General features: G+C 70.1%; 21 protein-coding genes. 16 read left to right on the top strand and 5 right to left on the bottom strand.

The window, feature by feature from the left end; translation table 11 throughout:
• The first annotated feature begins 19 nt into the window (after positions 1-19).
• Entirely contained in the window at positions 20-823 is an 804-nt protein-coding gene (locus tag D1793_RS03210; RefSeq protein ID WP_240407760.1) for a glycerophosphodiester phosphodiesterase family protein, read from the top strand.
• 90 nt (positions 824-913) lie between these two features.
• On the opposite strand, the gene D1793_RS03215 is transcribed toward D1793_RS03210, so the two are convergent.
• The gene (locus D1793_RS03215; RefSeq protein WP_119020860.1) at positions 914-2332 is read right to left on the bottom strand and encodes a xanthine/uracil/vitamin C permease; all 1419 of its coding nucleotides are present in this window, start codon (positions 2330-2332) and stop codon (positions 914-916) included.
• A gap of 351 nt (positions 2333-2683) precedes the next feature.
• On the opposite strand from D1793_RS03215, the gene D1793_RS03220 reads away from it, so the two are divergent.
• Both D1793_RS03220 and D1793_RS03225 read left to right on the top strand, forming a co-directional pair.
• Entirely contained in the window at positions 2684-4102 is a 1419-nt protein-coding gene (locus D1793_RS03220) for a phospholipase D-like domain-containing protein (RefSeq protein WP_119020861.1), read from the top strand.
• A gap of 89 nt (positions 4103-4191) precedes the next feature.
• On the top strand, positions 4192-4419 hold the full coding sequence (locus tag D1793_RS03225) for a lipopolysaccharide assembly protein LapA domain-containing protein (protein WP_119020862.1): 228 nt from the start codon (positions 4192-4194) through the stop codon (positions 4417-4419).
• Positions 4420-4457: 38 nt separating this feature from the next.
• Here D1793_RS03225 and D1793_RS03230 read toward each other — a convergent pair whose 3' ends face one another.
• The gene (locus D1793_RS03230; RefSeq protein WP_119020863.1) at positions 4458-5393 is read right to left on the bottom strand and encodes a YihY/virulence factor BrkB family protein; all 936 of its coding nucleotides are present in this window, start codon (positions 5391-5393) and stop codon (positions 4458-4460) included.
• Positions 5394-5540: 147 nt separating this feature from the next.
• Here D1793_RS03230 and D1793_RS03235 point away from each other — a divergent pair, with 147 nt between their 5' ends.
• Genes D1793_RS03235 through D1793_RS03255 form a run of 5 tightly spaced genes read left to right on the top strand, consistent with a single transcriptional unit; the run spans position 5541 to position 10931 of the window.
• Positions 5541-7238, top strand: a complete 1698-nt coding sequence (locus D1793_RS03235) for an ATP-binding protein (protein WP_119020864.1) — start codon at positions 5541-5543, stop codon at positions 7236-7238.
• Positions 7231-7620, top strand: coding sequence for a response regulator (locus D1793_RS03240; RefSeq protein ID WP_119020865.1), 390 nt, complete (start codon positions 7231-7233; stop codon positions 7618-7620). The genes D1793_RS03235 and D1793_RS03240 overlap by 8 nt, the downstream gene beginning before the upstream one ends.
• Complete coding sequence (locus D1793_RS03245) at positions 7620-8399, top strand: YaiO family outer membrane beta-barrel protein (protein ID WP_119020866.1); 780 nt, start codon at positions 7620-7622, stop codon at positions 8397-8399. Before D1793_RS03240 ends, D1793_RS03245 begins: the two co-directional genes overlap by 1 nt.
• Complete coding sequence (locus D1793_RS20005) at positions 8389-9513, top strand: HEAT repeat domain-containing protein (protein WP_119020867.1); 1125 nt, start codon at positions 8389-8391, stop codon at positions 9511-9513. The genes D1793_RS03245 and D1793_RS20005 overlap by 11 nt, the downstream gene beginning before the upstream one ends.
• Complete coding sequence (locus D1793_RS03255) at positions 9510-10931, top strand: glycosyltransferase (RefSeq protein ID WP_205527620.1); 1422 nt, start codon at positions 9510-9512, stop codon at positions 10929-10931. Before D1793_RS20005 ends, D1793_RS03255 begins: the two co-directional genes overlap by 4 nt.
• On the opposite strand, the gene D1793_RS03260 is transcribed toward D1793_RS03255, so the two are convergent.
• Entirely contained in the window at positions 10932-11912 is a 981-nt protein-coding gene (locus D1793_RS03260) for a serine hydrolase (protein WP_119023552.1), read from the bottom strand.
• Between the two features lie 147 nt (positions 11913-12059).
• Between D1793_RS03260 and D1793_RS03265 the strand changes: the two genes are divergently transcribed.
• From D1793_RS03265 to dcd, 6 genes are all read left to right on the top strand, one after another.
• The gene (locus tag D1793_RS03265; RefSeq protein WP_110068073.1) at positions 12060-12734 is read left to right on the top strand and encodes a hypothetical protein; all 675 of its coding nucleotides are present in this window, start codon (positions 12060-12062) and stop codon (positions 12732-12734) included.
• A gap of 1 nt (position 12735) precedes the next feature.
• Positions 12736-13359, top strand: coding sequence for a hypothetical protein (locus D1793_RS03270; protein WP_119020868.1), 624 nt, complete (start codon positions 12736-12738; stop codon positions 13357-13359).
• Positions 13356-14099: an RNA pseudouridine synthase gene (locus D1793_RS03275; protein ID WP_119020869.1), complete on the top strand. Its 744-nt coding sequence runs from the start codon at positions 13356-13358 to the stop codon at positions 14097-14099. The genes D1793_RS03270 and D1793_RS03275 overlap by 4 nt, the downstream gene beginning before the upstream one ends.
• Before the next feature lie 178 nt (positions 14100-14277).
• Positions 14278-15294: a kinesin gene (locus D1793_RS03280; protein ID WP_119020870.1), complete on the top strand. Its 1017-nt coding sequence runs from the start codon at positions 14278-14280 to the stop codon at positions 15292-15294.
• Positions 15295-15476: 182 nt separating this feature from the next.
• Complete coding sequence (gene apbC, locus D1793_RS03285; protein WP_119020871.1) at positions 15477-16280, top strand: iron-sulfur cluster carrier protein ApbC; 804 nt, start codon at positions 15477-15479, stop codon at positions 16278-16280.
• Between the two features lie 101 nt (positions 16281-16381).
• A complete protein-coding gene (gene dcd, locus D1793_RS03290) occupies positions 16382-16948 on the top strand; it encodes a dCTP deaminase (protein WP_110068068.1) in 567 nt (188 codons plus the stop codon).
• A gap of 95 nt (positions 16949-17043) precedes the next feature.
• Here the strand turns inward: dcd and purN are convergent, their stop codons facing one another.
• Together purN and purM are read right to left on the bottom strand one after the other, a co-directional pair.
• Positions 17044-17775 (bottom strand): phosphoribosylglycinamide formyltransferase, encoded by a 732-nt coding sequence (purN, locus tag D1793_RS03295; protein WP_119020872.1) that lies wholly within the window; start codon positions 17773-17775, stop codon positions 17044-17046.
• Positions 17772-18839: a phosphoribosylformylglycinamidine cyclo-ligase gene (gene purM / locus D1793_RS03300; protein ID WP_119020873.1), complete on the bottom strand. Its 1068-nt coding sequence runs from the start codon at positions 18837-18839 to the stop codon at positions 17772-17774. The genes purN and purM overlap by 4 nt, the downstream gene beginning before the upstream one ends.
• A gap of 176 nt (positions 18840-19015) precedes the next feature.
• Between purM and D1793_RS03305 the strand changes: the two genes are divergently transcribed.
• Together D1793_RS03305 and hda are read left to right on the top strand one after the other, a co-directional pair.
• Positions 19016-20092: an AI-2E family transporter gene (locus D1793_RS03305; RefSeq protein WP_119020874.1), complete on the top strand. Its 1077-nt coding sequence runs from the start codon at positions 19016-19018 to the stop codon at positions 20090-20092.
• Positions 20089-20790, top strand: coding sequence for a DnaA regulatory inactivator Hda (gene hda / locus D1793_RS03310; RefSeq protein WP_119020875.1), 702 nt, complete (start codon positions 20089-20091; stop codon positions 20788-20790). The genes D1793_RS03305 and hda overlap by 4 nt, the downstream gene beginning before the upstream one ends.
• Positions 20791-20799: the final 9 nt, after the last annotated feature.

A 20799-nucleotide genomic window follows, 5' to 3' on the forward strand; every position in this document is an offset into this window, starting at 1 on the left:
CAAGGACGCGAGAGGCCCCATGAACTATCCCACAACGCCCCATCCCCTCATGCCTCATTCCGCCACGTCCCATCCCGCGATCAGCCTGCCACGCCTGATCGCCCACCGCGGCCTGTCGGCTCGGGCCCCCGAGAATACCCTGGCCGCGGTGCGCGCCGCCCACCGGGCGGGCTGTACCTGGGTGGAACTCGACGTCCAGCTGCTGGGCGACGGCACGCCGGTGGTCTGGCATGACGCCACGGTCAAGCGCTGCTCCGATGGCCGCGCCCGCCTGGCGGACCTGGACCTGCCCCGGGCCCGTCGCCTGGACGTGGGCGGCTGGTTCGGCGACGAGTTCCGCGGTGAGCGCATGGCGACCCTCTCGGAGATGCTCGCCCTCGTCGATGCCCTGGGGCTCGGCCTCAATCTGGAGCTCAAGGTGAACCGCGGCCGCAGCGCTGCGGCCCTGGTCGAAGAGGCGGTCCCCGCAGCCCTGGATGTCCTGTCCCCCGAGCGGCTGATCGTCTCCTCCTTCAGTGGCGAGGCGCTGGCCTGCGCCCGGGACCTGGCCCCCGCCGCCCGGCTGGCCCTGGGCGTGCTGTTCGAGGGGATTCCCGACGACTGGCGGCAGCGCTGCGAGGCGCTGGACACCTTCAGCGTGCATGCCGACTGGACGCGCCTGAGTGGGCGCGGTGCCAGGGCCGTGCGTGAGGCCGGCTACCCGCTGCTCTGCTACACCGCCAACGATCCGGCGGCCTTCGCCCACCAGTGGGCGTGGGGCGTGACCAGCGTGATCAGCGACGATCCCGCCCGCTTTGCGGGGCATCTGCCCGACCAGGAGTGACAGGTCAGCCCGCATGGCAACGCAAGGGGCCGCTCCGGTGGAGCGGCCCCTTGCGGTTGGTCCGGATGTGGTCATCCGGTGGCACTTGGCTCAGCGGGTGGCCGGGGAGATCTCCTCGCGGCCATCATCCTGTTCCACCACCATGTCATCCTCGACGTGGATCGGCTCCTCGTCCTCGGCGGCGCGCACGCTGCGGGCGCGGTGCTCGATCAGGAAGTAGAGGATCAGGCCGATGCCCAGGCCCCAGGCGGCGCCGTGGGTGGCCAGGACCACGCCCATGATGCCCGCCACGCCCATGGCGGTGGCGTTCTTGATCTGCTCCACGGCGACCGCGATGCACAGGTAGCCGGTGATCAGCAGGGTGATGGAGAGGGCGATCGGCAGCACCGGACGGAAGGCGGTGACCAGCGGCAGCAGGAAGAGGGCAAAGAAGCCGACCATCCAGAACACCGCGGTGCCGGAATAGATGGTCTCCATCGCCTTGCGGCCGTAGCGGTAGCGCTCGGTGACCGTCGCCATGGCGCCGGTGAAGAGCGGACCGGCCAGGCCCGGGTAGGGGGCCAGCAGGGAGTGCATCAGGTTGCGCAGGCCGGTGATCAGGTGCACGCGATCCACGTCCACCTCGATCTTCTCGTCGGGGCGCAGGTGGTCGACGCGCTTGATCAGGGTCTGGCCGACGATGATGTCACCGAAGGCGATGATGTAGGCGATGATGGCGGTGGGGATGGCGGCGATCATCAGCTCGATGCCCGGTGCGCCGATGGAGAAGGGCAGGTAGGCCCAGATGCCACCGAAGTCGGGGATGGCGATGCCCCACTCCACCGTCGGCAGCGGGTACTCGCCCACACCCCAGCCGATGGCCATGGTGATCAGCATGCCCGGCACCATGCCGTAGGCGACGATGTTGCGGGCCCAGCGGTACTTCTCGGCCAGGTCGCGGAAGGAGAGCGAGAAGAGCACGTAGAGGGTGATCAGGCCGCCGATGCCGAGCGAGATCGGGGTATTGTAGAGGCGCCCACCCACGCTGATCTCGCCGCTGATGGCCGCGATGCCGGCGCCCAGCAGGATGCCCGCCTTGATGGAGTCGGGGACATTGTTGACCAGCTTGGTGCCCAGACGGGTGACGGCCATGAACAGGAAGATGGCGGTGACCATCAACTGCAGGGCGATCATCGCCTTGAGGGCGTCCGGGCCCGGCTCATACTGGCCGATGAACAGCAGCACGACCGGAATGGCTGGGGTGATCCAGCCGGCGATGAAGGGAATCCCGAGCAGCGGCGGCAGGATGAAGCCGATGCCGCAGACCACCACGAAGGCCAGTGCCACCTCGTAGGGGATGCCGAGGTACTGTTCTAGCAGCGGGATCATGCCCAGGGAGATGACGAACATCACCAGCGCCTGGATGGTCTCCGGGATGGCCCAGGGGAAGTGGATGAAGGGGAGGCGAACCTTGAAGGGCCCCACCGGCCAGTAGGGTTGTTCCTCACCATACTTACGTTTCAGTAGCACGTCGATAACCTCAGCGGTTCTGGTTGTTCATGGGCATTCCTCGCTTTGCTGTTGTTGTTCTTGGCTGTGGCGTTTGTACTCGGCGCCGCCGGGGGGGAACATTCGACCTTGTAACGAGGCGGCGCGTCCCCGGCAGGTCGAGAGTGTCGACAATCCCTGCGGCGATTGGTGGAAGTGTCGCGAAATGACGGGGAAATGCCGCCAAGGCGCCGACATATGGCGGCATTGTTGTCGACACGCGGCGGCTTGTTTCGGTAGCTTACGTAAACGTAAACTTTGGTCCAATGGGCCCCGGTACGTGAGTCGGGGAGCGCCCGAGGGTCGGGACGTGGACGAGACGAGGAGGGGCGCATGTGGCCATGGGTCGTTACGGCGGCGCTGGCGGCCTGGATCGCCATGGGCCTCTGGCAGCGCGTCAAGCCGCTGCCGGAGGGCGTCGGCGTGGCCTGGCCGCAGCGCGCGGTCGATGAGGTACGCTTCCTGGCCGACGAGTCCTGGTTCGATGCGGCGGGAGAGCGTCGCCTCGAGCAGGTCATCTTCGACGAGGTGCTGGCGCTGATCGGTCAGGCCCGGCGCCTGGTGGTGCTGGATATCTTCCTGTTCAACGACTTTGCCGGCGACGCCGACGGCCTGCGACCCCTCAGCGCCGAGCTGACCGACGCTCTGGTCGAGCGCAAGCGCGACCATCCCGAGCTCGAGGTGGTGGTGATCAGCGATCCGCTCAATACGCTCTACGGCGGCATCGAACCCGACCACCTGGCGGTGCTGCGCCAGGCCGGCATCGAGGTGGTGCTGACCGACCTCGATCGGCTACGCGCCTCCAACCCCCTGTGGTCGGGCCTCTGGTACCTTGGGCCGCGCTGGCTCGGCAACAGCGCCCGTGCCGGCTGGCTGCCCAATGCCCTGGGGCCCGGACGGGTGACCCTGCGCAGCTACCTGGCAATGCTCAACTTCAACGCCAACCATCGCAAGACCCTGGTGGTGGATCGCGGCGAGGGCTGGGCGGGGCTGGTGACCTCCGCCAACCCCCACGACGCCAGCAGCCTCCACGGCAACGTGGCCCTGCGCTTCGAGGGGGCCGCCGCCCTGGACCTACTGGCCTCCGAGCGCACGGTCGCCGCCTGGTCCGGTGTCCGCCTGCCGGGCCCGGGGCCACGGCCGGCCCCGCCCACCCCCGAGGGTGGAAGGCTACAGGTGCTCACCGAAGGGGCGATCCGCGATGCCCTGCTGGCCGCCATCGGGGCCAGCGGCGAGGGGGATCGCCTCGACCTGGCGGTCTTCTATCTCTCCCACCGCGAGGTGATCGAGGCGCTCAAGCGGGCCAGGCAGCGGGGCGCCGAGGTGCGCGCCCTGCTGGACCTCAATCGCGATGCCTTCGGCCTGGAGAAGGGCGGCATCCCCAACCGGCCGGTGGCCCGCGAGCTCGTCGAGGCGGGCATCGCGGTGCGCTGGTGCGCCACCCGGGGCGAGCAGTGCCACAGCAAGCTGCTGCTGCGCCGACCCGCCCGAGGGAGCGAGGCGGAGCTGGTCCTCGGCTCGGCCAACTTCACCCGGCGCAACCTCGACAACCTCAACCTGGAGACCAGCGTCCGGCTGCTGGACGCCCCCGGCTCGCCGGCCCTCGAGCAGGCCGCGGCCTTCTTCGAGCGCCGCTGGCAGAGCTCCCCGGAGCGCACCACCAGCGAACCCTTCGCGGCACACGATGACGCCACCGTCTGGCAGCGCTGGCGCTACCGGATCATGGAGGCCACCGGGCTCTCTACCTTCTGATGGCGTCCCGGCCCTGCGGCGGGGGGCGCCTTGACAGGGCGAGGTTCGCCGACCAGCTTGGAAGGGCCGATTCGACAAGGAGAGCGGGCATGGACAAGCTGCTGCTGGCCGTGAAGCTGATCATCACGGCCCTGGTACTGATTCTCTTCGTGCAGAACATCGCCGTGGTGGAGGTGCGCTTCCTGACCTGGAGCCTGTCGCTGCCCCTGGCCCTGCTGCTGGTGGCGATCTACCTGCTGGGCATGATCAGTGGCAAGAGCCTGATGGGTCTGATCCGCCGGCTGCGCCAGGGTGGCGCGGAGTCCTCCCGTCGCTGAGGGCGCCTGCGGGCCTGCTCACCCCCGGCGCTGCCCCCTTAGTCCACCCGGGTGACGGCCTGGCGGCGGGGGTCGATGTGCCACGGCAGCCCCTGGCGGGCGTTGTGCTCCAGCTCGGCGATCACCTGGGCGCCCAGCAACAGGATGATGGCCCCCACCTCCAGGCTCAGCAGCATCACGATCAGGGTGGCCAGCGAGCCGTAGACGGCGTTGACGAAGGAGATGTTGGCGAAATAGTAGACCAGCAGCAGGCGCACCCCCTCCCACAGCAGGGCGGCCACCAGGCCGCCGATCACCGCCCGGCGCAGGGCGACCTTGACCACCGGCAGCACCTTGTAGATGGCACTGAAGAGCAGGAAGACCCCGAAGAAGCTGGCCAGGTTGAGCACCGGGTCCGAGAGCCCGGCCAGCGGCAGTTCGCGGTCGAAGAGCGCCAGCCATAGCGCGTTGAGCGAGCTGAGCAGGCTGACCAGCAGGGTCAGCGCCATCAGCCCCGCCCCCAGCACCACCATGAAGGCATAGGGCAGCAGTACCGAGACCCAGGCGCTGCGGCCGTGGTGGTGGGTGTCCGGGGCATGGAAGATGATCGCCAGGGCGTCTTCCAGCATGCGGAAGGCGAAGGAGCTGAACAGCAGCAGGATCGGGAAGCCGAGGATGCCGATCACCTCCCGGGTGTCGAGCAGGGCGCGCACCGCCTCCAGCAGCACCTCGGCGTGGGCCGGGGCCAGGTGCTGGGCCTGGATGCTCAGCACCCCGAGCAGGTGCGCCTCGTCCACCACCCGGGCCAGCAGCACCACCAGCAGCGCGAACAGCGGCACGATGGAGAGCAGGATGTTGTAGCCCACCCCACCGGCCAGCAGGATGCCGCGGTTGCGCAGGAAGGCGGTGATCACTCGCCACAGGAAGCGACCCACTCGCGGCAGCAGGGGAGGGAGCGGGTAACGCGAGCGCCGCGTGGGAGAAGGAGGGGTCATCGGCCGTGCCATCCGTGGTGATTCCCGCCAGCATAGGGCCGCCAGGGCGTGCGGCGCCACTGTTCACCCCGTGGGGCGTTGAGGAGAGGAGTCGCCACGGCTGGCCGACTGGCCTAAGCTTCCTAGCGTTCATATGCGTAAAGGGTGATGCAATTGCGACCTCTCTCGCCGATGGCGGTGCATACCCTGGCGACCCTGCTTGCCTGCTTGCTGCTGCTCGGTATGGGGTGGCAGGCGTCGCGGGTCCAGCAGTCGCTACTCGATGCCAATGCCTCCGTGCAGGCCGGGCTCGAACTGGTGACCTCCCTCCAGGCCATGCAGACGAGCCTGCTCGATGTGGAGACCGGCGAGCGCGGTTTCGTCATCACCGGCAGGCCCTACTATCTTGCGCCCTATCGGCAGGCCCGTGAACGCCTGGCCCAGGAGCGCGAGCAGCTGGCACGCGTGCTGGTCGACCGCCAGGGCGCCGAAGCCGAGTCGATCCTGGCTCGGCTCGATGGGCTGACCGCGCAGCGCCTGGCCATCGCCGAGGCCAACGTGGCGGTGCGCGAGAGCGACGGCCTCGAGGCCGCGGCCCTGCGCCTGCTGGCGGCGGGTGGCCGGCAGACCATGAATGGCATCCGCGAGCTGCTTCAAGGGCAGGAGGCGGAGGAGCGCCGGCGACTCGCCCTCGACATCGAACGGGCTGCCGCCCAGGCGGAGCGTGCCAGCCAGCAGGGCCTCCTGGGTGGTCTGCTGGTTGCCCTGCTGGCGGTGGCCGCCTACGCGGCGATCCGCCATGTGCTAACCCTGCGGCGACGACTGCTGGAGGAGGCGGAGCACCGCGAGGCACGCCTCGAGGCGTTGCTCGAGGCGGTGCCCGATCACCTCTACCGGATCGCTGCCGACCGCCAGGTGAGGCGCCTGGGCGATGACGGCGAGGCACCAGCGGCCCTTCGCCAGGCGCTCCTGAAGCGGCTCGACGGCCCAGAGGGAGCGGCCGCGCGGCACGACTTCCTCTGGCAGGAGGATGCCGGTGGGGCGATCTTCGAGGTGCGACTGCTGCCGACCCGAGATGGCGAACACCTGGCCATCGCCCATGACGTTACCGAGCGGCGTCAGGTCGAGCGGATGAAGGCGGAGTTCGTCTCCACGGTCAGCCATGAGCTGCGCACCCCCTTGACGGCGATTCGCGGCGCCATGGGGATGCTCGCCAGCGGACTGGCCGGTGCGCTGCCCGACGACGCCCGCTCCCTGGTCGAGGTTGCCGACAAGAACGGCGTGCGCCTGGCGCGGCTGATCGATGACATCCTCGACATGGAGAAACTGGCGGCAGGACAGCTGGTCATGCGGCCCCGGCGGGTCGCTCTGGTCGAACTGGTGGCGCAGGCGCTGGGCGACAATGCCCCCTTCGCGGACAGCTTTTCCGTCAGCCTTGAGCTGGTACGGGCGCCGCCGGCCGAGGATGCGGTCAGCGTCGACCCCGACCGCTTCGCCCAGGTGATGGCCAACCTGCTCTCCAATGCCATCAAGCACTCTCCCCCCGGGGGGAAGGTCGGCGTGGCGATCATGCGGCGGGCCACGGCCGACCGCGAGGGGCTCGAGGTGGCGGTGAGCGATCAGGGGGCTGGGATTCCTCTGGCGTTCCAGCCCAGGGTCTTCGAGCGCTTCGCCCAGGCGGACGGCTCGGATCGCCGCCGCACCGGGGGCACCGGCCTGGGCCTGGCCATCACCCGTCGACTGGTCGAGTTGATGGGGGGCGAGATCGGCTTCACCTCCGTGCCCGGGCAGGGCACCTGCTTCCGTGTATGGTTGCCCCGCGCGCAACCGCCGTTCGAGTCGATCAAGGAGGAAACCCATGAGTGAGTCCGCTTCACGGCCGAGCATCCTGATGGTGGAGGATGAAGAGGATATCGCCTTCCTGATCCGCTTCCTGCTGGAGCGCCACGGCTATGCGGTCCGACATGCCGCCGACGGCCGCCAGGCGCTGGAGGCGCTTGAGCAGGGGGCGCCGCCGGACCTGGTGCTGCTGGATGTCATGCTGCCCTACCATGACGGCCTTGAGGTGCTGGGGCGACTGCGCCAGCGGCCCGCCTGGCAGGCGGTGCCGGTGCTGATGCTGACCGCCAAGGCCCGCGAGACGGATGTGGTTCGCGCCCTGGAGCTGGGCGCCGACGACTATGTGACCAAACCCTTTCAACCGGATGAGCTGCTGGCGCGCCTGCGTCGGCTGATGAGGAAGCGCTGATGCAAGGGAGTGTGATGACCCGTAACGGCCTCGGCTGCCTGCTGCTCGCACTGAGCCTGCCGCTCGCTCAGGCGAGCGAAGGAGAACCGCGTCGGCTCGAGGTGGAAGCATCCCACCGGATCGACCGGATCGATAGCGGCTTTTCCGACTGGCAGGGCCAGCGTCTCGACTTCCAGTCCACGCGCCCGGGCGACCCCACCTGGTATGGCGCCGTGACCCGCGATCGCCGCTATGGCGAGCGGGATGAAGGCGTTGAGCTGGGGGCCGCGCTGCCGCTGGACGCCAACTGGGTGCTCCAGCCCGAGGCGGGGCGCACCTTCGATGCCGATTTCCTGCCTCGCTGGTATGCCGACCTCAGGCTGCAGCGGCGCCTTCCCCAAGGCTTCGTCGGGGCGGCCAGCCTGCGCCGCACCGAGTATGACGCCTCCCGGGTTGACCGCCTGGCCCTGGGCGCGGAGCGCTACTGGGGCCCCTGGCGCGCCGGCTATACCCTCAACGTCAGCGACGTCTCGGGGGCGGGTACGCCGGTGGGCCATGCCCTGGCCCTGGATCATTACTACGGCGAGCGCAGCGTGGTCGGCCTGCGCGCCAGCCTCGGGCGAGAAGAGGAAGGCCTGCCCGGGGGCGAGGTGGTCACCTCCAGCGTGACTGCTCTGGCCCTGCGCGGCCGGCACTGGTGGCGCCCCGACTGGGCGGTGAGCTGGGAGGTGGGCACCCTGAGTCAGGGCGACCTCTACGACCGTCACGGCATCCAGTTGGGCCTGCGTCATGCCTTCTGAGCCGCTCTGGACGCCACTCGCCTGGCGCGAGGGCCTGCAGTGGGTCACCACGCTGCCAGAGGATCCGGTGCTGCGCCTCGCCGTCTATTCCGCCCTCGTCCTGGGGGGGCTGACCCTGCTGGTCATGGCCCAGGTGCTGGTGGTCTCGGAGCTGGCCGCACGCCGGGAGCGACAGCGCGCTGCCTTCGTTGCCGAGTGGCACCCCCGGCTGGTGGCCTGGACGCTGGACGCCGCGGACCCCCGGCAACACTCCCCGATCCACCAGGGCGAGCGCCTGTGGCTGCTGCTGCTCTGGGCGCGGCTGCACCGCCAGCTGCGGGGGCCCGCCCGCGAGCGGCTCAACGCCCTGTTTATCTCCCTGGACCTGATCGGCAGCGTGCTCGCGATGCTGGGGTCCCGGCGGACGCATCGGCGTCTGCTGGCCCTGGCCTGCCTGGGCTATCTCGGTGATGAACGCTTCTGGTCCGACGTCTCCCCGCTGCTGGGGTCGCGCAATTCCATGGTCGCCCTGGCCGCGGCCCGCGCCCTGGTGGCCATGGATGCCCGGCGCGCCATGGCCAGGCTGGTCCCCCTGATGGCCCAGCGTCGCGACCTGGCCCTGCCGCGGCTGCAGGCGCTCTGCCGCCAGGCAGGCCCTGCGGCGCTGACGCCGCCGCTGCTCGAGGGCCTCGAGGGAGCCACGCCGGCGCAGCGGGAGCGCCTGGCGGCGCTGCTCGGCTGTGCCGACCCGGCACAGGTGGCGCCCTGGGCGCGCCGCTGCCTGGCCGAACCCGGCGAGCGAGAGACGACCCTCGGCGCGGCCCTGGCCTGCCTGGGAGAGCTGAGTGACCCGCGCGACCATGCGCTGATGAGCCGCAGCCTGCTCAGCGAATCCTCTCGCGTGCGGTTTGCGGCCATTCGCGCGCTGCGTCGTCAGGCGCGTCGCGAAGACGAGACGCTGCTGCTGCCTCACCTGGAGGACCGGGACTGGTGGGTGCGGCAGGCGGCGGCAGATGCCCTGGTCGGGCTTCCCGGCATCACCCGGGAGCGCCTCGAGGGGCTGCATGATGCCTGTAGCGACCGCTACGGGCGCGATGCCCTGAAGCGCGCCCTTGCCGAGGGAGGGCGCCCATGACGATCATCGAGGGGCTGCTGGCTTTCGACTGGGCCTGGTGGGCCCAGATCGGCTTCATCGGCTACTTCCTGCTGCTCAACGGTGGCTATTTGCTGCTGAATCTCTTCTCCATGGTCAGCCTGCGCCGCTACATGAAGCTGCGCGCCGAACTGGGGGCCGAGGCGCCCTACCTGGGGATCGAGCCCGCGGTGTCGCTGCTGGTGCCCGCCTACAACGAGGCGGCGACCATCCGCACCTCGGTGCTCTCCCTGCTCCAGCTGCAGTACCCCGACTACGAGGTGGTGGTCATCAACGACGGCTCGAAGGATGAGACCCTCGAGGTGCTGCGCGATGCCTTCGACCTCAAGACGCATCCGGAGCCGCTGCGTCTCGGCGTGCCGCATCAGGAGGTGCTGGGCATCTACCGTTCCCGGCGCCATACCAACCTGCGCGTGATCGACAAGCGCAACGGGGGCAAGGCCGATGCCCTCAATGCCGGTATCAATGCCGCCCGTCACGGCCTGTTCTGCGCGGTGGACGCCGACTCCATCCTGCAGCGCGACAGCCTGCTGCGGGTGGTCCAGCCCTTCCTGGAGGATGAACGAACCGTGGCCGCCGGGGGCACCGTGCGGATCGCCAACGGCTCCCGAGTGCAGGGGGGCTTCCTGCTGGAGGCGGGCATTCCCACGAACCTGCTGGCGCGCTTCCAGATCGTCGAATACCTGCGTGCCTTCCTGTTCGGTCGCCTGGGCTGGTCGCCCATGAACGCGGTGCTGATCATCTCCGGGGCCTTCGGGCTCTTCGACCGCGAGCGGGTCATCGCGGTGGGCGGCTACAGCACCGACACCGTGGGCGAGGACATGGAGCTGGTGGTGCGGCTGCACCGCTACCACCGCGAGAAGCGGCTACCCTATCGCATCCGCTACCTGCCCGACCCGATCTGCTGGACCGAGGCGCCGGAGGACCTGGCCACCCTGGGCAAGCAGCGCAGCCGCTGGCAGCGTGGCCTGGCCGAGAGCCTGAGTCGCCACACTCGCCTGGCGTCAAGCCCCCGGGGCGGGGCGCCGGGGCACCTGGCCTGGCCCTTCATGACGCTCTTCGAGTGGCTTGGCCCCCTGGTGGAGCTGGCCGGCTACCTCTTCATGCTCTGGGGCTTCGCCTTCGGGGTGGTCTCGCTGGAAGCACTGACCGCCTTCCTGCTGGTGGCCATCGGCATGGGTATCCTGCTATCGGTCAACGGCCTGCTGCTGGAGACCCTGTCGTTTCGCGTCTATCGGCGCCGCCGCGACATGCTGCGCCTCTTCCTGGTGGCGATCCTCGAGAACTTCGGCTATCGCCAGCTCAACACTCTGTGGCGCTGCCGCGGCATGTGGCAGTGGTTCGCGAGGCGCAAGCACCAGTGGGGCGCCATGAAGCGCTCCGGTCAGTGGGGGCAGTGATCAGTCGGCAAGCAGCGTGGCCACCAGGGCGTTGAGCTCCCCCTGGAAGGCGCCGCCGGGGGAGGGTGGCTCGGGGTCCGAGGTGATGGCCACGGTCAGCCCCCGGGCGGGAATCACATAGAGCGCCTGGCCGCCGAAGCCGCGGCCGTAGAAGGCGGCCTCGCCGGCGAGCTCGGTGACGAACCAGCCGTACCCATAGCCGTCGCCGGTCCAGGGCGAGCGGCCCCGCGGCTGCCAGGAGGCCTCGACCCACCCCTCGGGCAGCACCCGGGTGCCATCGATGACGCCGTCCAGGCGGTAGAGCTCGCCGATGCTCACCAGCGCCCGCGGTGAGAGCTGCATGTCGTTGCCGCCGAAGTAGACCCCCTGGGGATCTCGGGGCCAGGCGGGAATGGCGATGTCGAGCGGCTCGCCCAGCAGCTGCCGCGCCAGCGTAAGGGTGCTCTCGCCGCCGGCGCGGGTCAGCGCCGCGGAGAGCAGGTGGCTCGAGCCCGTGGAGTAGAGCATGCGCCCGCCAGGCTCGTCGACGAAGGGGCGCGAGAGGGCGTCGCGCACCCAGTCGGGGCTCGCCACCCAGCTGCCGTAGTTGGCGCCGGAGGTGCGCTCGAGGCCGGCCTGCAGCGACAGCAGGTGGCCCAGGGTGATCTCGCGAACCCGCGGGTCGGCCTCGGCGGGGACCCGTGGCCCGAGCAGCTCGGCGACCGGCTGATCCGGCGAATCGAGGTGTCCCGCCTCGATGGCGGCGCCGACCAGCGCCGCCAGCACCGTCTTGGAGAGCGACTTGACGTTGGTCGGCCGGTCGACCCCTGGGCCACCATAGGCGCGCTCGAAGCGGATCTCGCCCTGCTCGGCCACCACCAGGGCGTGCAGCCTCTCCAGGCGCGACGCCTGGGCGTCGAGGCGCTCCAGGCCGGCCGGGTCGAGGGGCGGTGGTGACGCCTCCCCGGCCTGTGCATGGCAAGCCGCGGCGACTGCCAGCATAATGAGTCCCCCCAGCAGGGGACGAAGGGCACTCAGGGGGCGCGGGGTCGGCATCGGGACTCCTCGTTGGCCGGGTGTGGACCTGACCTTCGAGGCGCCAGCGGCCGCTGGGTTCCGCCCTCCCTCTTCCATCGCCAGCGAGAGACCATGGCCAAGTTCGAACTGATCGGCACCGCCAGCATTCCCGGCAAGGGCACCGAGCTGCGCCTGCTGCGGCGCAATGATGAATTCTCCATCCGCATCGCCGGCACCGCCGGCGAGCTGATGAACACGCGCCTGCACGGCTCCGAGGATGCCCTCGCCGAGCTCGCCTGCCAGCGCATCGCCGAGCGTCCCGCGGCCCGGGTGCTGGTGGGTGGCCTGGGCATGGGCTTCACCCTGGCCGCGGCGCTGGCCGCCCTGGGGGAGGACGCCGAGGTGGTGGTGGCCGAGCTGGTGCCGGGGGTGGTGGAGTGGAATCGGGGCCCGCTCGGCGCCGCCGCCGGCTACCCCCTCGACGATCCGCGCACCCGGGTCAGCGTGGGCGACGTGGGCGAGTTGCTGCGCCGCGAGCCTGGCGGCTTCGACGCCATCATGCTCGACGTGGACAACGGTCCCGAGGGGCTGACCCGGCGCGAGAACGACTGGCTCTACTCGCCCAAGGGGTTGGCCGCCGCCCAGGCGGCGCTGCGCCCCGACGGCGTGCTGGCGGTGTGGTCGGCGGGCCAGGATCCGGCCTTCACCGAGCGCCTGCGCCGGGTCGGCCTGCTGGTCGAGACGGTCACGGTGCGCGCCCATCGCCCCGGCAAGGGGGCCAAGCACTGCATCTGGCTGGCCCATTGAGATGGGCATCTCGAGCGCGCTGACCCGGGGAGCGCTGCTGCTCGCCCTGCTGGGCCTGGTCGGCTGTGCCGGTCGGCTGACCCCGCCGGAGGCCAGCGTGGCGCCGGTGACGGTCTACCTGCTCGACCACGGCCGCCACGCCAGCCTGGTGCTGCCGCGCCGGGAGGGCGGCATGGTGCGCTACAGCTACGGCGAGTGGCGCTGGTACGTGGAGGGCGAGCGCCACCTGCTGGCCGGTGCCTCGGCCCTGCTCTGGCCCACCGCCAGCGGCCTGGGGCGCGGCGTGCACGAGACAATCACCACCCGGGGCGAGCTGTCGGGCCTCGCCCCGGAAGGGCTGGTGCGGGTCTATCCGCTGGTGGCCGAAGAGGCCCGGGTGGTGGCCCTCAAGCGCCGTCTGGATGCCCACTTCGAGGCGCCAGGCGTCGCGCCGGTCTACAGCGAGGAGTTCGATCTCGCCTTCGTGCCCTATCCCCGCGCCTACTGGCTGACCCACCAGTCCAACCTGGTCACCGCCCGCTGGCTGCGCAGCCTGGATGTGGAGGTGCGGGGCATCCCCTGGCTCTCCAACTGGCGCCTCGAGGCGCCACCCCACCCCATCGATCAGCAGAAGGATGAAACATGAGTGACACGGACGCCGGTGAGCGGCTCTCCAAGCGGCTGGCCCGCGAGCTGCCCTGTTCGCGCCGCGAGGCCGAGCTCTATATCGCCGGTGGCTGGGTGAGGGTCGATGGCCGCATCGTCGAGGAGCCCCAGTTCAAGGTCGCCGATGAGCGTATCGAGCTCGCCCCCGGCGCCACGCCCCGGGAGATCCCGCCGGCCACCCTGCTGTTCAATGCGCCCGCCGACATTGCTGCCGCCAAGGCCGGGGGCGAAGGCGAGGACCTGGCCAGGCGGCTGATCCGCAAGGCCACCCACTGGACCGAGGACCCCGCCGGCCAGGCCCCCCTCAAGGCGCACTTTCGCGGCCTGACCACGCTGCTGCCGCTGGCCCCCGGCGAGGAGGGGCTGCTGGTGTTCACCCAGGATCGTGGGGTGGCGCGGCGTCTCGACGAGGGGCGGACGCGCCTTGAGGAGGAGTGGCAGGTGGAGGTGATCGGCAGCCTGGACGAGCGTCAGCTCGCATCGCTGCGGGATGGCACGGCGGTGCCGGGACGACGGCTGGCGCCCGGCAAGGTCAGCTGGCAGAGCGAGACTCGCCTGCGCTTCGCGCTGAAGGGCATGGTGCCCGGCCAGCTTGCGCTGATGTGCCGGGCCGTGGGGCTGACCGTGGTCGCCACCCGCCGGCTGCGCATCGGCGGGGTGTCGCTGGGCCGGGTGCCGGTGGGCGAGTGGCGGTTTCTCAGGGCCGCGGAGCGCTTCTGAGCGTTGAGCCTCCCCCGGCGCCGTCCCTTTCCCCTGTGAGACCCCCTCTGTATGCTGGGCTTCAGTAGGTTGGAATCCTGATCGCCTGAACGCCACCCGGGCAGGATTCGAAGTGCTTGGCCGCTCGGCCCATGCCGGCCGGTCCCGATCCCTAGGTTGACTCAGAGAGGATGCATCCATGTCGGAAACCTCCCAGACATCACCGTTCAAGGACAACCGTGTCAAGGGGCTGGCGGGCGTCGCCGCCGTCGCCGTCATCTGGGCCCTCGTTGCCCAGTCCAACTCCGGCTCTCATCGTGAGGCTCGCGAGGCCCTGGAGGCGGAGCTCGCCGCGCTGGAGTCGCGCAACCAGACGCTGGTGAGTCAGCTCGACGAGCGCGACGAGGCCGGCGAGGAGATCGAGGCGCTGCAGGCGCGCCTGGCCGAACTCCAGGACGAGCGCGATGCCGCCGAGGCCGCCATGGCCGAGGAGCAGGCCGAGGCGCGCGGCGAGCTCGAGCGTCTGAATGCCGAGATCGGCGAGGCCGAGGCGCAGCTCGAGTCGCTCACCGAGCAGCGCGATGGCCTCCAGGAGGAGCTCGAGGCCCTCGAGGCGCAGCAGGCCGAACTGCAGGCCGCACTCGAGGCGCTGGGCGAGGAGGTCGAGGCCGTGGAGCAGGCGCGCGATGACGCCGAGGCCGCCCGCCAGGATGCCGAGGAAGCGCGCCAGGAGGCGGAGGCCGCCCGCCAGGAGGCCGAGGAGGAGCGCCAGCAGGCGGTCGACACCCGCGAGCAGGCCGAGGCGGCCCGCGACGAGGCCGATGCCGAGCTCGAGTCCCTGCGCGAGCAGGTCGAGGAGACCGAGGAGCGTCTGGCCGGCGTCGCGGCCGAGCTCGAGGAGCGCCAGGCCCACCTCGAGGCCCTCGAGGAGGAGATCGAGGCGCTGGAGATCTGGCGCGACGAGGTGGCCGAGGAGGTCGGCGAGGCCCGCGACGAGCGTGACGCCGCCCGCGCCGAGGTGCAGGAGGCCCGCGCCGAGCGCGACGACCTGATGATCGCCATCGGCATCGGCCGCGACGAGATCGCCACCATCGAGGCGGAGGCGGATCGCCGCGAGCAGCAGCTCGAGCGCCTGGAGGCCCAGCTGGCCACCTGGCGCAGCGAGCTGGCCGATCTCGAGGCCAGCGTCACCGCCGAAGAGGCCGACGAGGAGTAGTCATCGCTCGGGATGGCGCCAGCGCGACGGCGGGCTTCGGCCCGCCGTTCGCCGTTGGGGGAGCCGGGACGGCGCCGGGCCCCATGGGTATACTGATCCGACAGCCGAGTTCTGACGGCCCATTACCGACAGCGCGGGGCGGCGATGCAGGCCCCGGCCGATGACAACGAGAGGAGCATTCCGTGATCGAAGGGGTCAAGCATATCGTCGCCGTGGCATCCGGCAAGGGAGGCGTGGGCAAGTCCACCGTCACCGTCAATCTGGCGCTGGCCATGGCGGCCGAAGGCTATCGAGTCGGCATCCTGGATGCCGATATCCACGGGCCCAGCCAGGCCCAGATGCTGGGGGTAGGCGAGGGCGTGCGGCCCCAGGCCGCCGGCGAGAACCGCATGCATCCGCTCGAGGCCCATGGCCTCCAGGCGATGTCCATGGCCTTCATGGTGGACACCCGGGAACCCATGGTATGGCGGGGGCCCATGGTGGCCGGTGCCTTCCAGCAGCTGCTGAGCCAGACCCAATGGGATGACCTGGACTTCCTGTTCATCGACATGCCGCCGGGCACTGGCGACATCCAGCTGACCCTGGCCCAGAAGGTGTCGGTGGACGGCGCGGTGATCGTCACCACCCCCCAGGACATCGCCCTGCTCGACGCCCGCAAGGGGATCGAGATGTTCCGCAAGGTGAAGGTGCCGGTGCTCGGGGTGGTGGAGAACATGAGTCTCCATGTCTGCTCGAACTGTGGCCACGCCGAGCCGATCTTCGGCGAGGGGGGCGGCGAGCGCATCGCCGCCGAGTACGAGACCCGGGTGCTGGGCCGGCTGCCCCTGGCGCTCTCCATCCGCGAGCAGGTCGACGGTGGGCGGCCCACGGTGGCCGCCGAACCCGACGGCGAGGTGACGGCCATCTTCCGCGACATGGCCCGCCAGGTGGCCGCGCAGGTGCAGGGGCAGGCCGACGCGGGGCCCAGCATCTCCTTCAGCGACTGAGCCCGTGGCGTCGAGGTGACGCCCGTGGCCGGGGCCGCTATCATGTGGCCCCGCGGCCTGGCGCCCAGGCCCAAGACTTCACTTCAGCAGGAAATGTCCCGATGAGCATCAAGTCCGACAGGTGGATCCGCCGCATGGCCGCGCAGGAGGGGATGATCGACCCCTTCGAGCCCGACCAGGTTCGCTACGTGAATGACCGTCGGGTGATCTCCTACGGCACCTCCAGCTACGGCTACGACGTGCGCTGCGCCGACGAGTTCAAGGTGTTCACCAACATCCACTCGGCGGTGGTGGACCCCAAGGCCTTCGACGAGAAGAGCTTCGTCGACATCAAGGGCGACGTCTGCGTGATTCCGCCCAACTCCTTCGCCCTGGCGCGCACCGTGGAGTACTTCCGCATCCCGCGCAGCGTGCTGACCATCTGCCTGGGCAAGTCCACCTACGCGCGCTGCGGCATCATCGTCAACGTGACGCCGCTGGAGCCGGAGTGGGAGGGTCACGTGACCCTGGAGTTCTCCAACACCACCAACCTGCCGGCCAAGATCTACGCCAACGAGGGCGTGGCGCAAATGCTCTTCCTGGAATCCGACGAGGTGTGCGAGACCTCCTACAAGGACCGCGGCGGCAAGTACATGGGGCAGCGCGGGGTCACCCTGCCGCGCACGTAACCGCGGCGCGCCTGCTGCTGGAAACGAGAAGACCCGCCGGCGTCGGACGCCGGCGGGTCTTTCGTTGGGGCCGCATCATGCCACGCTGCCTGCGGCTACTGCTCGTCCAGCTCCTCGGCCGCATCGGCGTGGGAGAGCCGCACGCCCTGTGCCGGCAGCGGGGTGCCGTCCAGGGTGGCGCCGCCGGGAACGAACTGCAGGCGCCCCTCCAGGAACCACTTCACCGCGATGGGATAGATCAGGTGCTCGCGGGCGTGCACCTTCTCCTTGAGGCTCGCTTCGGTCTCGCCCTCGGCCACCTCGACGGCCGCCTGGATCACCACGGGGCCGCCGTCGAGCTCCTCGGTCACGAAGTGCACGCTGCAGCCGTGCTCGGCCACGCCGTCGGCCAGGGCCCGGGCGTGGGTGTCGAGCCCCTGGTAGGCGGGCAGCAGCGAGGGGTGGATATTGAGCATCCGCCCGAGGAAGCGCTGCACGAAGCGCGGGGTGAGGATGCGCATGAAGCCGGCCAGCACGATCAGGTCCGGCTCATGGCGCTCGATCACCTTGATCAGGGCGCCGTCGTAGGCCTCGCGGCTGTCGTACTCGCGGTGAGGGAGCACCACGGCGTCGATCCCGGCCTCCCGGGCGCGGGTGAGGCCGTAGGCGTCGGGTTCGTTGGAGATCACCGCGACGATCTCGCCGCCCAGGCGGTCATGGGTCTGCTCGTCGATCAGCGCCTGCAGGTTGCTGCCGCTTCCGGAGATCAGCACCACCACCCGGCGCGCACCGACCGGCTCCGAGGCGAAGTCGTTCAGGGTGTCGCTGGCGTAGTCGGTATCGCTCATGCCCGAAGGTTCTCCAGGCGGACCTGTTCCTCGTCGCCGTCCCGGGCGACGATCTCGCCGATGCGATGCACCGTCTCGCCCAGGGCCTGCAGGTGGGCGCGGGCCTGGTCGGCCTTCTCGGCCGGCACCACCACCACCATGCCGATGCCGCAGTTGAGCACCCGGTGCATCTCCTCCTCGGCCACGTTGCCCTGTTGCTGTAGCCAGTCGAAGACCGCCGGGCGGGTCCAGCTGGCCACGTCGACCTTCGCCGCGAGGCCCTCGGGCAGCACCCGGGGCAGGTTCTCGGTGAGGCCGCCGCCGGTGATGTGGGAGAGCGCATGGACCGGTACGCCGCTCTCCTTGATCAGCGACAGCAGCGACTTGACGTAGATGCGGGTGGGCGCCATCAGGGCGTCGCCCAGCGCCTTGCCGTCCAGGTCGGTGTCGAGAGAGGCGCCCGAGACCTCGAGGATCTTGCGGATCAGCGAGTAGCCGTTGGAGTGGGGGCCGGAGGAGGCGATGCCCAGCAGCGCATCGCCCTCGGCGACCTTCTTGCCGTCGAGGATCTCGGACTTCTCCACCACGCCGACGCAGAAGCCGGCCAGGTCATAGTCGCTGCCCTCGTACATGCCGGGCATCTCGGCGGTCTCGCCGCCCACCAGGGCGCAGCCGGCCTGCTCGCAGCCCTCGCCGATGCCGGTGACCACGTCGGCGGCGATGTCCACGTCGAGCTTCCCCGTGGCATAGTAGTCGAGGAAGAACAGCGGCTCGGCGCCGGCCACTACCAGGTCGTTGACGCACATTGCCACCAGGTCGATGCCGATGGTGTCGTGGCGGCCCAGGTCCATGGCCAGGCGCAGCTTGGTGCCCACGCCGTCGGTGCCGGAGACCAGCACCGGCTCCCGGTAGCCGCTCGGCAGCTGGCACAGGGCGCCGAAGCCGCCCAGACCGCCCATCACCTCGGGGCGGGTGGTGCGCTTGGCGACGCCCTTGATGCGGTCGACCAGGGCATTGCCGGCATCGATATCGACGCCGGCGTCCTTGTAGCTGAGCGAGGGGCGGGAAGAGGGGGAGTCGGTCATCTCGGGTCCTGTCGATAGGTCGTCGGCATGGGCCGCACCGGCTGTCAGCGCAGGCGTGGTCCAGGCGGATGGGCAAGAGCGGCTGCTGAATCAAGATCGGGTGCAGGATTGTAGCATCAAGACGCCGCGCAGGCAGCCGTGAGGGCATGCCGCGCGGCCCTGACAGGGAGAGCGAGATGCGCAGAGAGTGGTGGGTCCTGGCGGCGGCAGCAGGCCTGGTGTGGCTGCTGCTGCAGCTCGAGACGATGCTGATGCCCTTCATCGCCGGCATGATCCTGGCTTACCTGGCCGACCCCCTGGCCAATCGCCTGGAGCGCTGGGGGCTGTCGCGACCGCTGGCGGTCTGCGCGGTCTTCCTGGTGTTGCTGGCGGTGCTGGCGGTGGGGCTGCTGGTGCTGATTCCGCTGCTGGTGCAGCAGCTTCGCCAGCTCGGCGAGGTGACCCCGGGCATCTTCGAGTGGCTGGAGACGGTGGTGGCGCCGCAGATCCAGGCCTGGACCGGCTTCGACGTGGCCGGTGAGCTGGACAACGTCCAGGCGACCCTGGCCGACCACTGGCAGGATGCCGGCGGCTACCTGGCCCAGTTCCTCGGCCAGGTGGGGCGCTCGGGCATGGCCTTCATCACCTGGGTGACCTATGTGTCGCTGATTCCGGTGGTGACCTTCTACCTGCTGCTCGACTGGAAGCGCCTGATGGCCAGCCTGCGCGACCTGCTGCCGCGGGGCTGGGAGGCCGACACGCTGCGCCTGGTCGGGCGCTGTGACGAGGTGCTCTCGGCCTTCCTGCGCGGCCAGCTGCTGGTGATGCTGAGCCTGGGGGTGATCTACGGCCTGGGGCTCACCCTGATGGGGGTGCGCTTCGGGGTGCTGATCGGGCTGATCTCGGGGCTGGCCAGCATCGTGCCCTTCCTGGGTTTCATCGTCGGCATCAGCATCGCGCTGATCGTCGCCTTCTTCCAGTTCGGCACCTGGCTGGCGCTGCTGGGCGTGGTGGCGGTGTTCAGCATCGGCCAGGCGATCGAGAGTACGGTGCTGCAGCCCAAGCTGCTGGGGGACCGCATCGGCCTGCACCCGGTGGCGGTGATCTTCGCCGTGCTGGCCGGCGGCAACCTGTTCGGTTTCACCGGGGTGCTGCTGGCGCTGCCTGCGGCGGCGGTGATCATGGTACTCTTGCGCGAGCTCAATGAACGCTACAAGAACAGTACCTTGTACGACGCCACGCTCGCTCGACGCGACGATGAGGAGGCGCCATGAGCAGGACCCCGGCGCAGCTGCCGCTGGGCGTCGGCCTGCGTGACGACGCCACCTTCGCCAACTACCATCCCGGGCCCAATGCCAGCCTGGTCGCTCGCCTTGTCCAGCAGCTGGACGAGAGCGGGGAACCCTTCCTCTACCTGTGGGGCGGGGAGGGCGTGGGTCGCAGCCACCTGCTCCAGGCCGCCTGCCATGCCGCCTCGGATCGGGGCCTGCGCGCCCTCTACCTGCCGCTGGCGGAGCTTGGGCACTTCCCGCCGCTGATGCTCGAGGAGATCGAGCGCCTCGACCTGGTGGCCATCGACGACCTGGAGCGGGTGCTCGGGCGCAAGCGCTGGGAGGAGGCGCTGTTCCACGCCTTCAATCGCCTGCGTGATGCGGGCAAGCGGCTACTGGTGGCGGCCGACGCCGCGCCCAGGCAGCTGCCGGTCAAGCTGCCCGATCTCGCCTCGAGGCTCACCTGGGGCGTCACCTTCCACGTCCAGGGGCTTGATGATGCCGGGCGGCTGGCCGCGCTGCAGCTGCGCGCCCGGGGGCGGGGCATGGCGCTGCCGGACGAGGTGGCCCGCTATATCCTGCACCGCGGGCCGCGACGGCTGGGCGAACTCTTCGAGGTGCTGGCCACCCTCGATCGCGCCTCGCTCTCCGCCCAACGCAAGCTGACCATTCCCTTCGTCAAGCAGGCGCTGGGCTGGTAGGGCGCTGGC

Origin of the sequence: Halomonas sp. JS92-SW72, assembly GCF_003547075.1 — a bacterium.
In the GTDB taxonomy this organism is placed as follows: Bacteria; Pseudomonadota; Gammaproteobacteria; order Pseudomonadales; family Halomonadaceae; genus Halomonas; species Halomonas alkalicola.

Excerpts from the sequence above, each read along its gene's own strand:
- D1793_RS03210 (WP_240407760.1), top strand. The coding sequence starts at position 20 with ATGAACTATCCCACAACGCCCCATCCCCTCATGCCTCATTCCGCCACG.
- D1793_RS03220 (WP_119020861.1), top strand. The coding sequence starts at position 2,684 with ATGTGGCCATGGGTCGTTACGGCGGCGCTGGCGGCCTGGATCGCCATG.
- D1793_RS03225 (WP_119020862.1), top strand. The coding sequence starts at position 4,192 with ATGGACAAGCTGCTGCTGGCCGTGAAGCTGATCATCACGGCCCTGGTA.
- D1793_RS03230 (WP_119020863.1), bottom strand. The coding sequence starts at position 5,393 with ATGACCCCTCCTTCTCCCACGCGGCGCTCGCGTTACCCGCTCCCTCCC.
- D1793_RS03235 (WP_119020864.1), top strand. The coding sequence starts at position 5,541 with ATGCAATTGCGACCTCTCTCGCCGATGGCGGTGCATACCCTGGCGACC.
- D1793_RS03240 (WP_119020865.1), top strand. The coding sequence starts at position 7,231 with ATGAGTGAGTCCGCTTCACGGCCGAGCATCCTGATGGTGGAGGATGAA.
- D1793_RS03245 (WP_119020866.1), top strand. The coding sequence starts at position 7,620 with ATGCAAGGGAGTGTGATGACCCGTAACGGCCTCGGCTGCCTGCTGCTC.
- D1793_RS20005 (WP_119020867.1), top strand. The coding sequence starts at position 8,389 with ATGCCTTCTGAGCCGCTCTGGACGCCACTCGCCTGGCGCGAGGGCCTG.
- D1793_RS03255 (WP_205527620.1), top strand. The coding sequence starts at position 9,510 with ATGACGATCATCGAGGGGCTGCTGGCTTTCGACTGGGCCTGGTGGGCC.
- D1793_RS03260 (WP_119023552.1), bottom strand. The coding sequence starts at position 11,912 with ATGCTGGCAGTCGCCGCGGCTTGCCATGCACAGGCCGGGGAGGCGTCA.
- D1793_RS03265 (WP_110068073.1), top strand. The coding sequence starts at position 12,060 with ATGGCCAAGTTCGAACTGATCGGCACCGCCAGCATTCCCGGCAAGGGC.
- D1793_RS03270 (WP_119020868.1), top strand. The coding sequence starts at position 12,736 with ATGGGCATCTCGAGCGCGCTGACCCGGGGAGCGCTGCTGCTCGCCCTG.
- D1793_RS03275 (WP_119020869.1), top strand. The coding sequence starts at position 13,356 with ATGAGTGACACGGACGCCGGTGAGCGGCTCTCCAAGCGGCTGGCCCGC.
- D1793_RS03280 (WP_119020870.1), top strand. The coding sequence starts at position 14,278 with ATGTCGGAAACCTCCCAGACATCACCGTTCAAGGACAACCGTGTCAAG.
- dcd (WP_110068068.1), top strand. The coding sequence starts at position 16,382 with ATGAGCATCAAGTCCGACAGGTGGATCCGCCGCATGGCCGCGCAGGAG.
- purN (WP_119020872.1), bottom strand. The coding sequence starts at position 17,775 with ATGAGCGATACCGACTACGCCAGCGACACCCTGAACGACTTCGCCTCG.
- purM (WP_119020873.1), bottom strand. The coding sequence starts at position 18,839 with ATGACCGACTCCCCCTCTTCCCGCCCCTCGCTCAGCTACAAGGACGCC.
- D1793_RS03305 (WP_119020874.1), top strand. The coding sequence starts at position 19,016 with ATGCGCAGAGAGTGGTGGGTCCTGGCGGCGGCAGCAGGCCTGGTGTGG.
- hda (WP_119020875.1), top strand. The coding sequence starts at position 20,089 with ATGAGCAGGACCCCGGCGCAGCTGCCGCTGGGCGTCGGCCTGCGTGAC.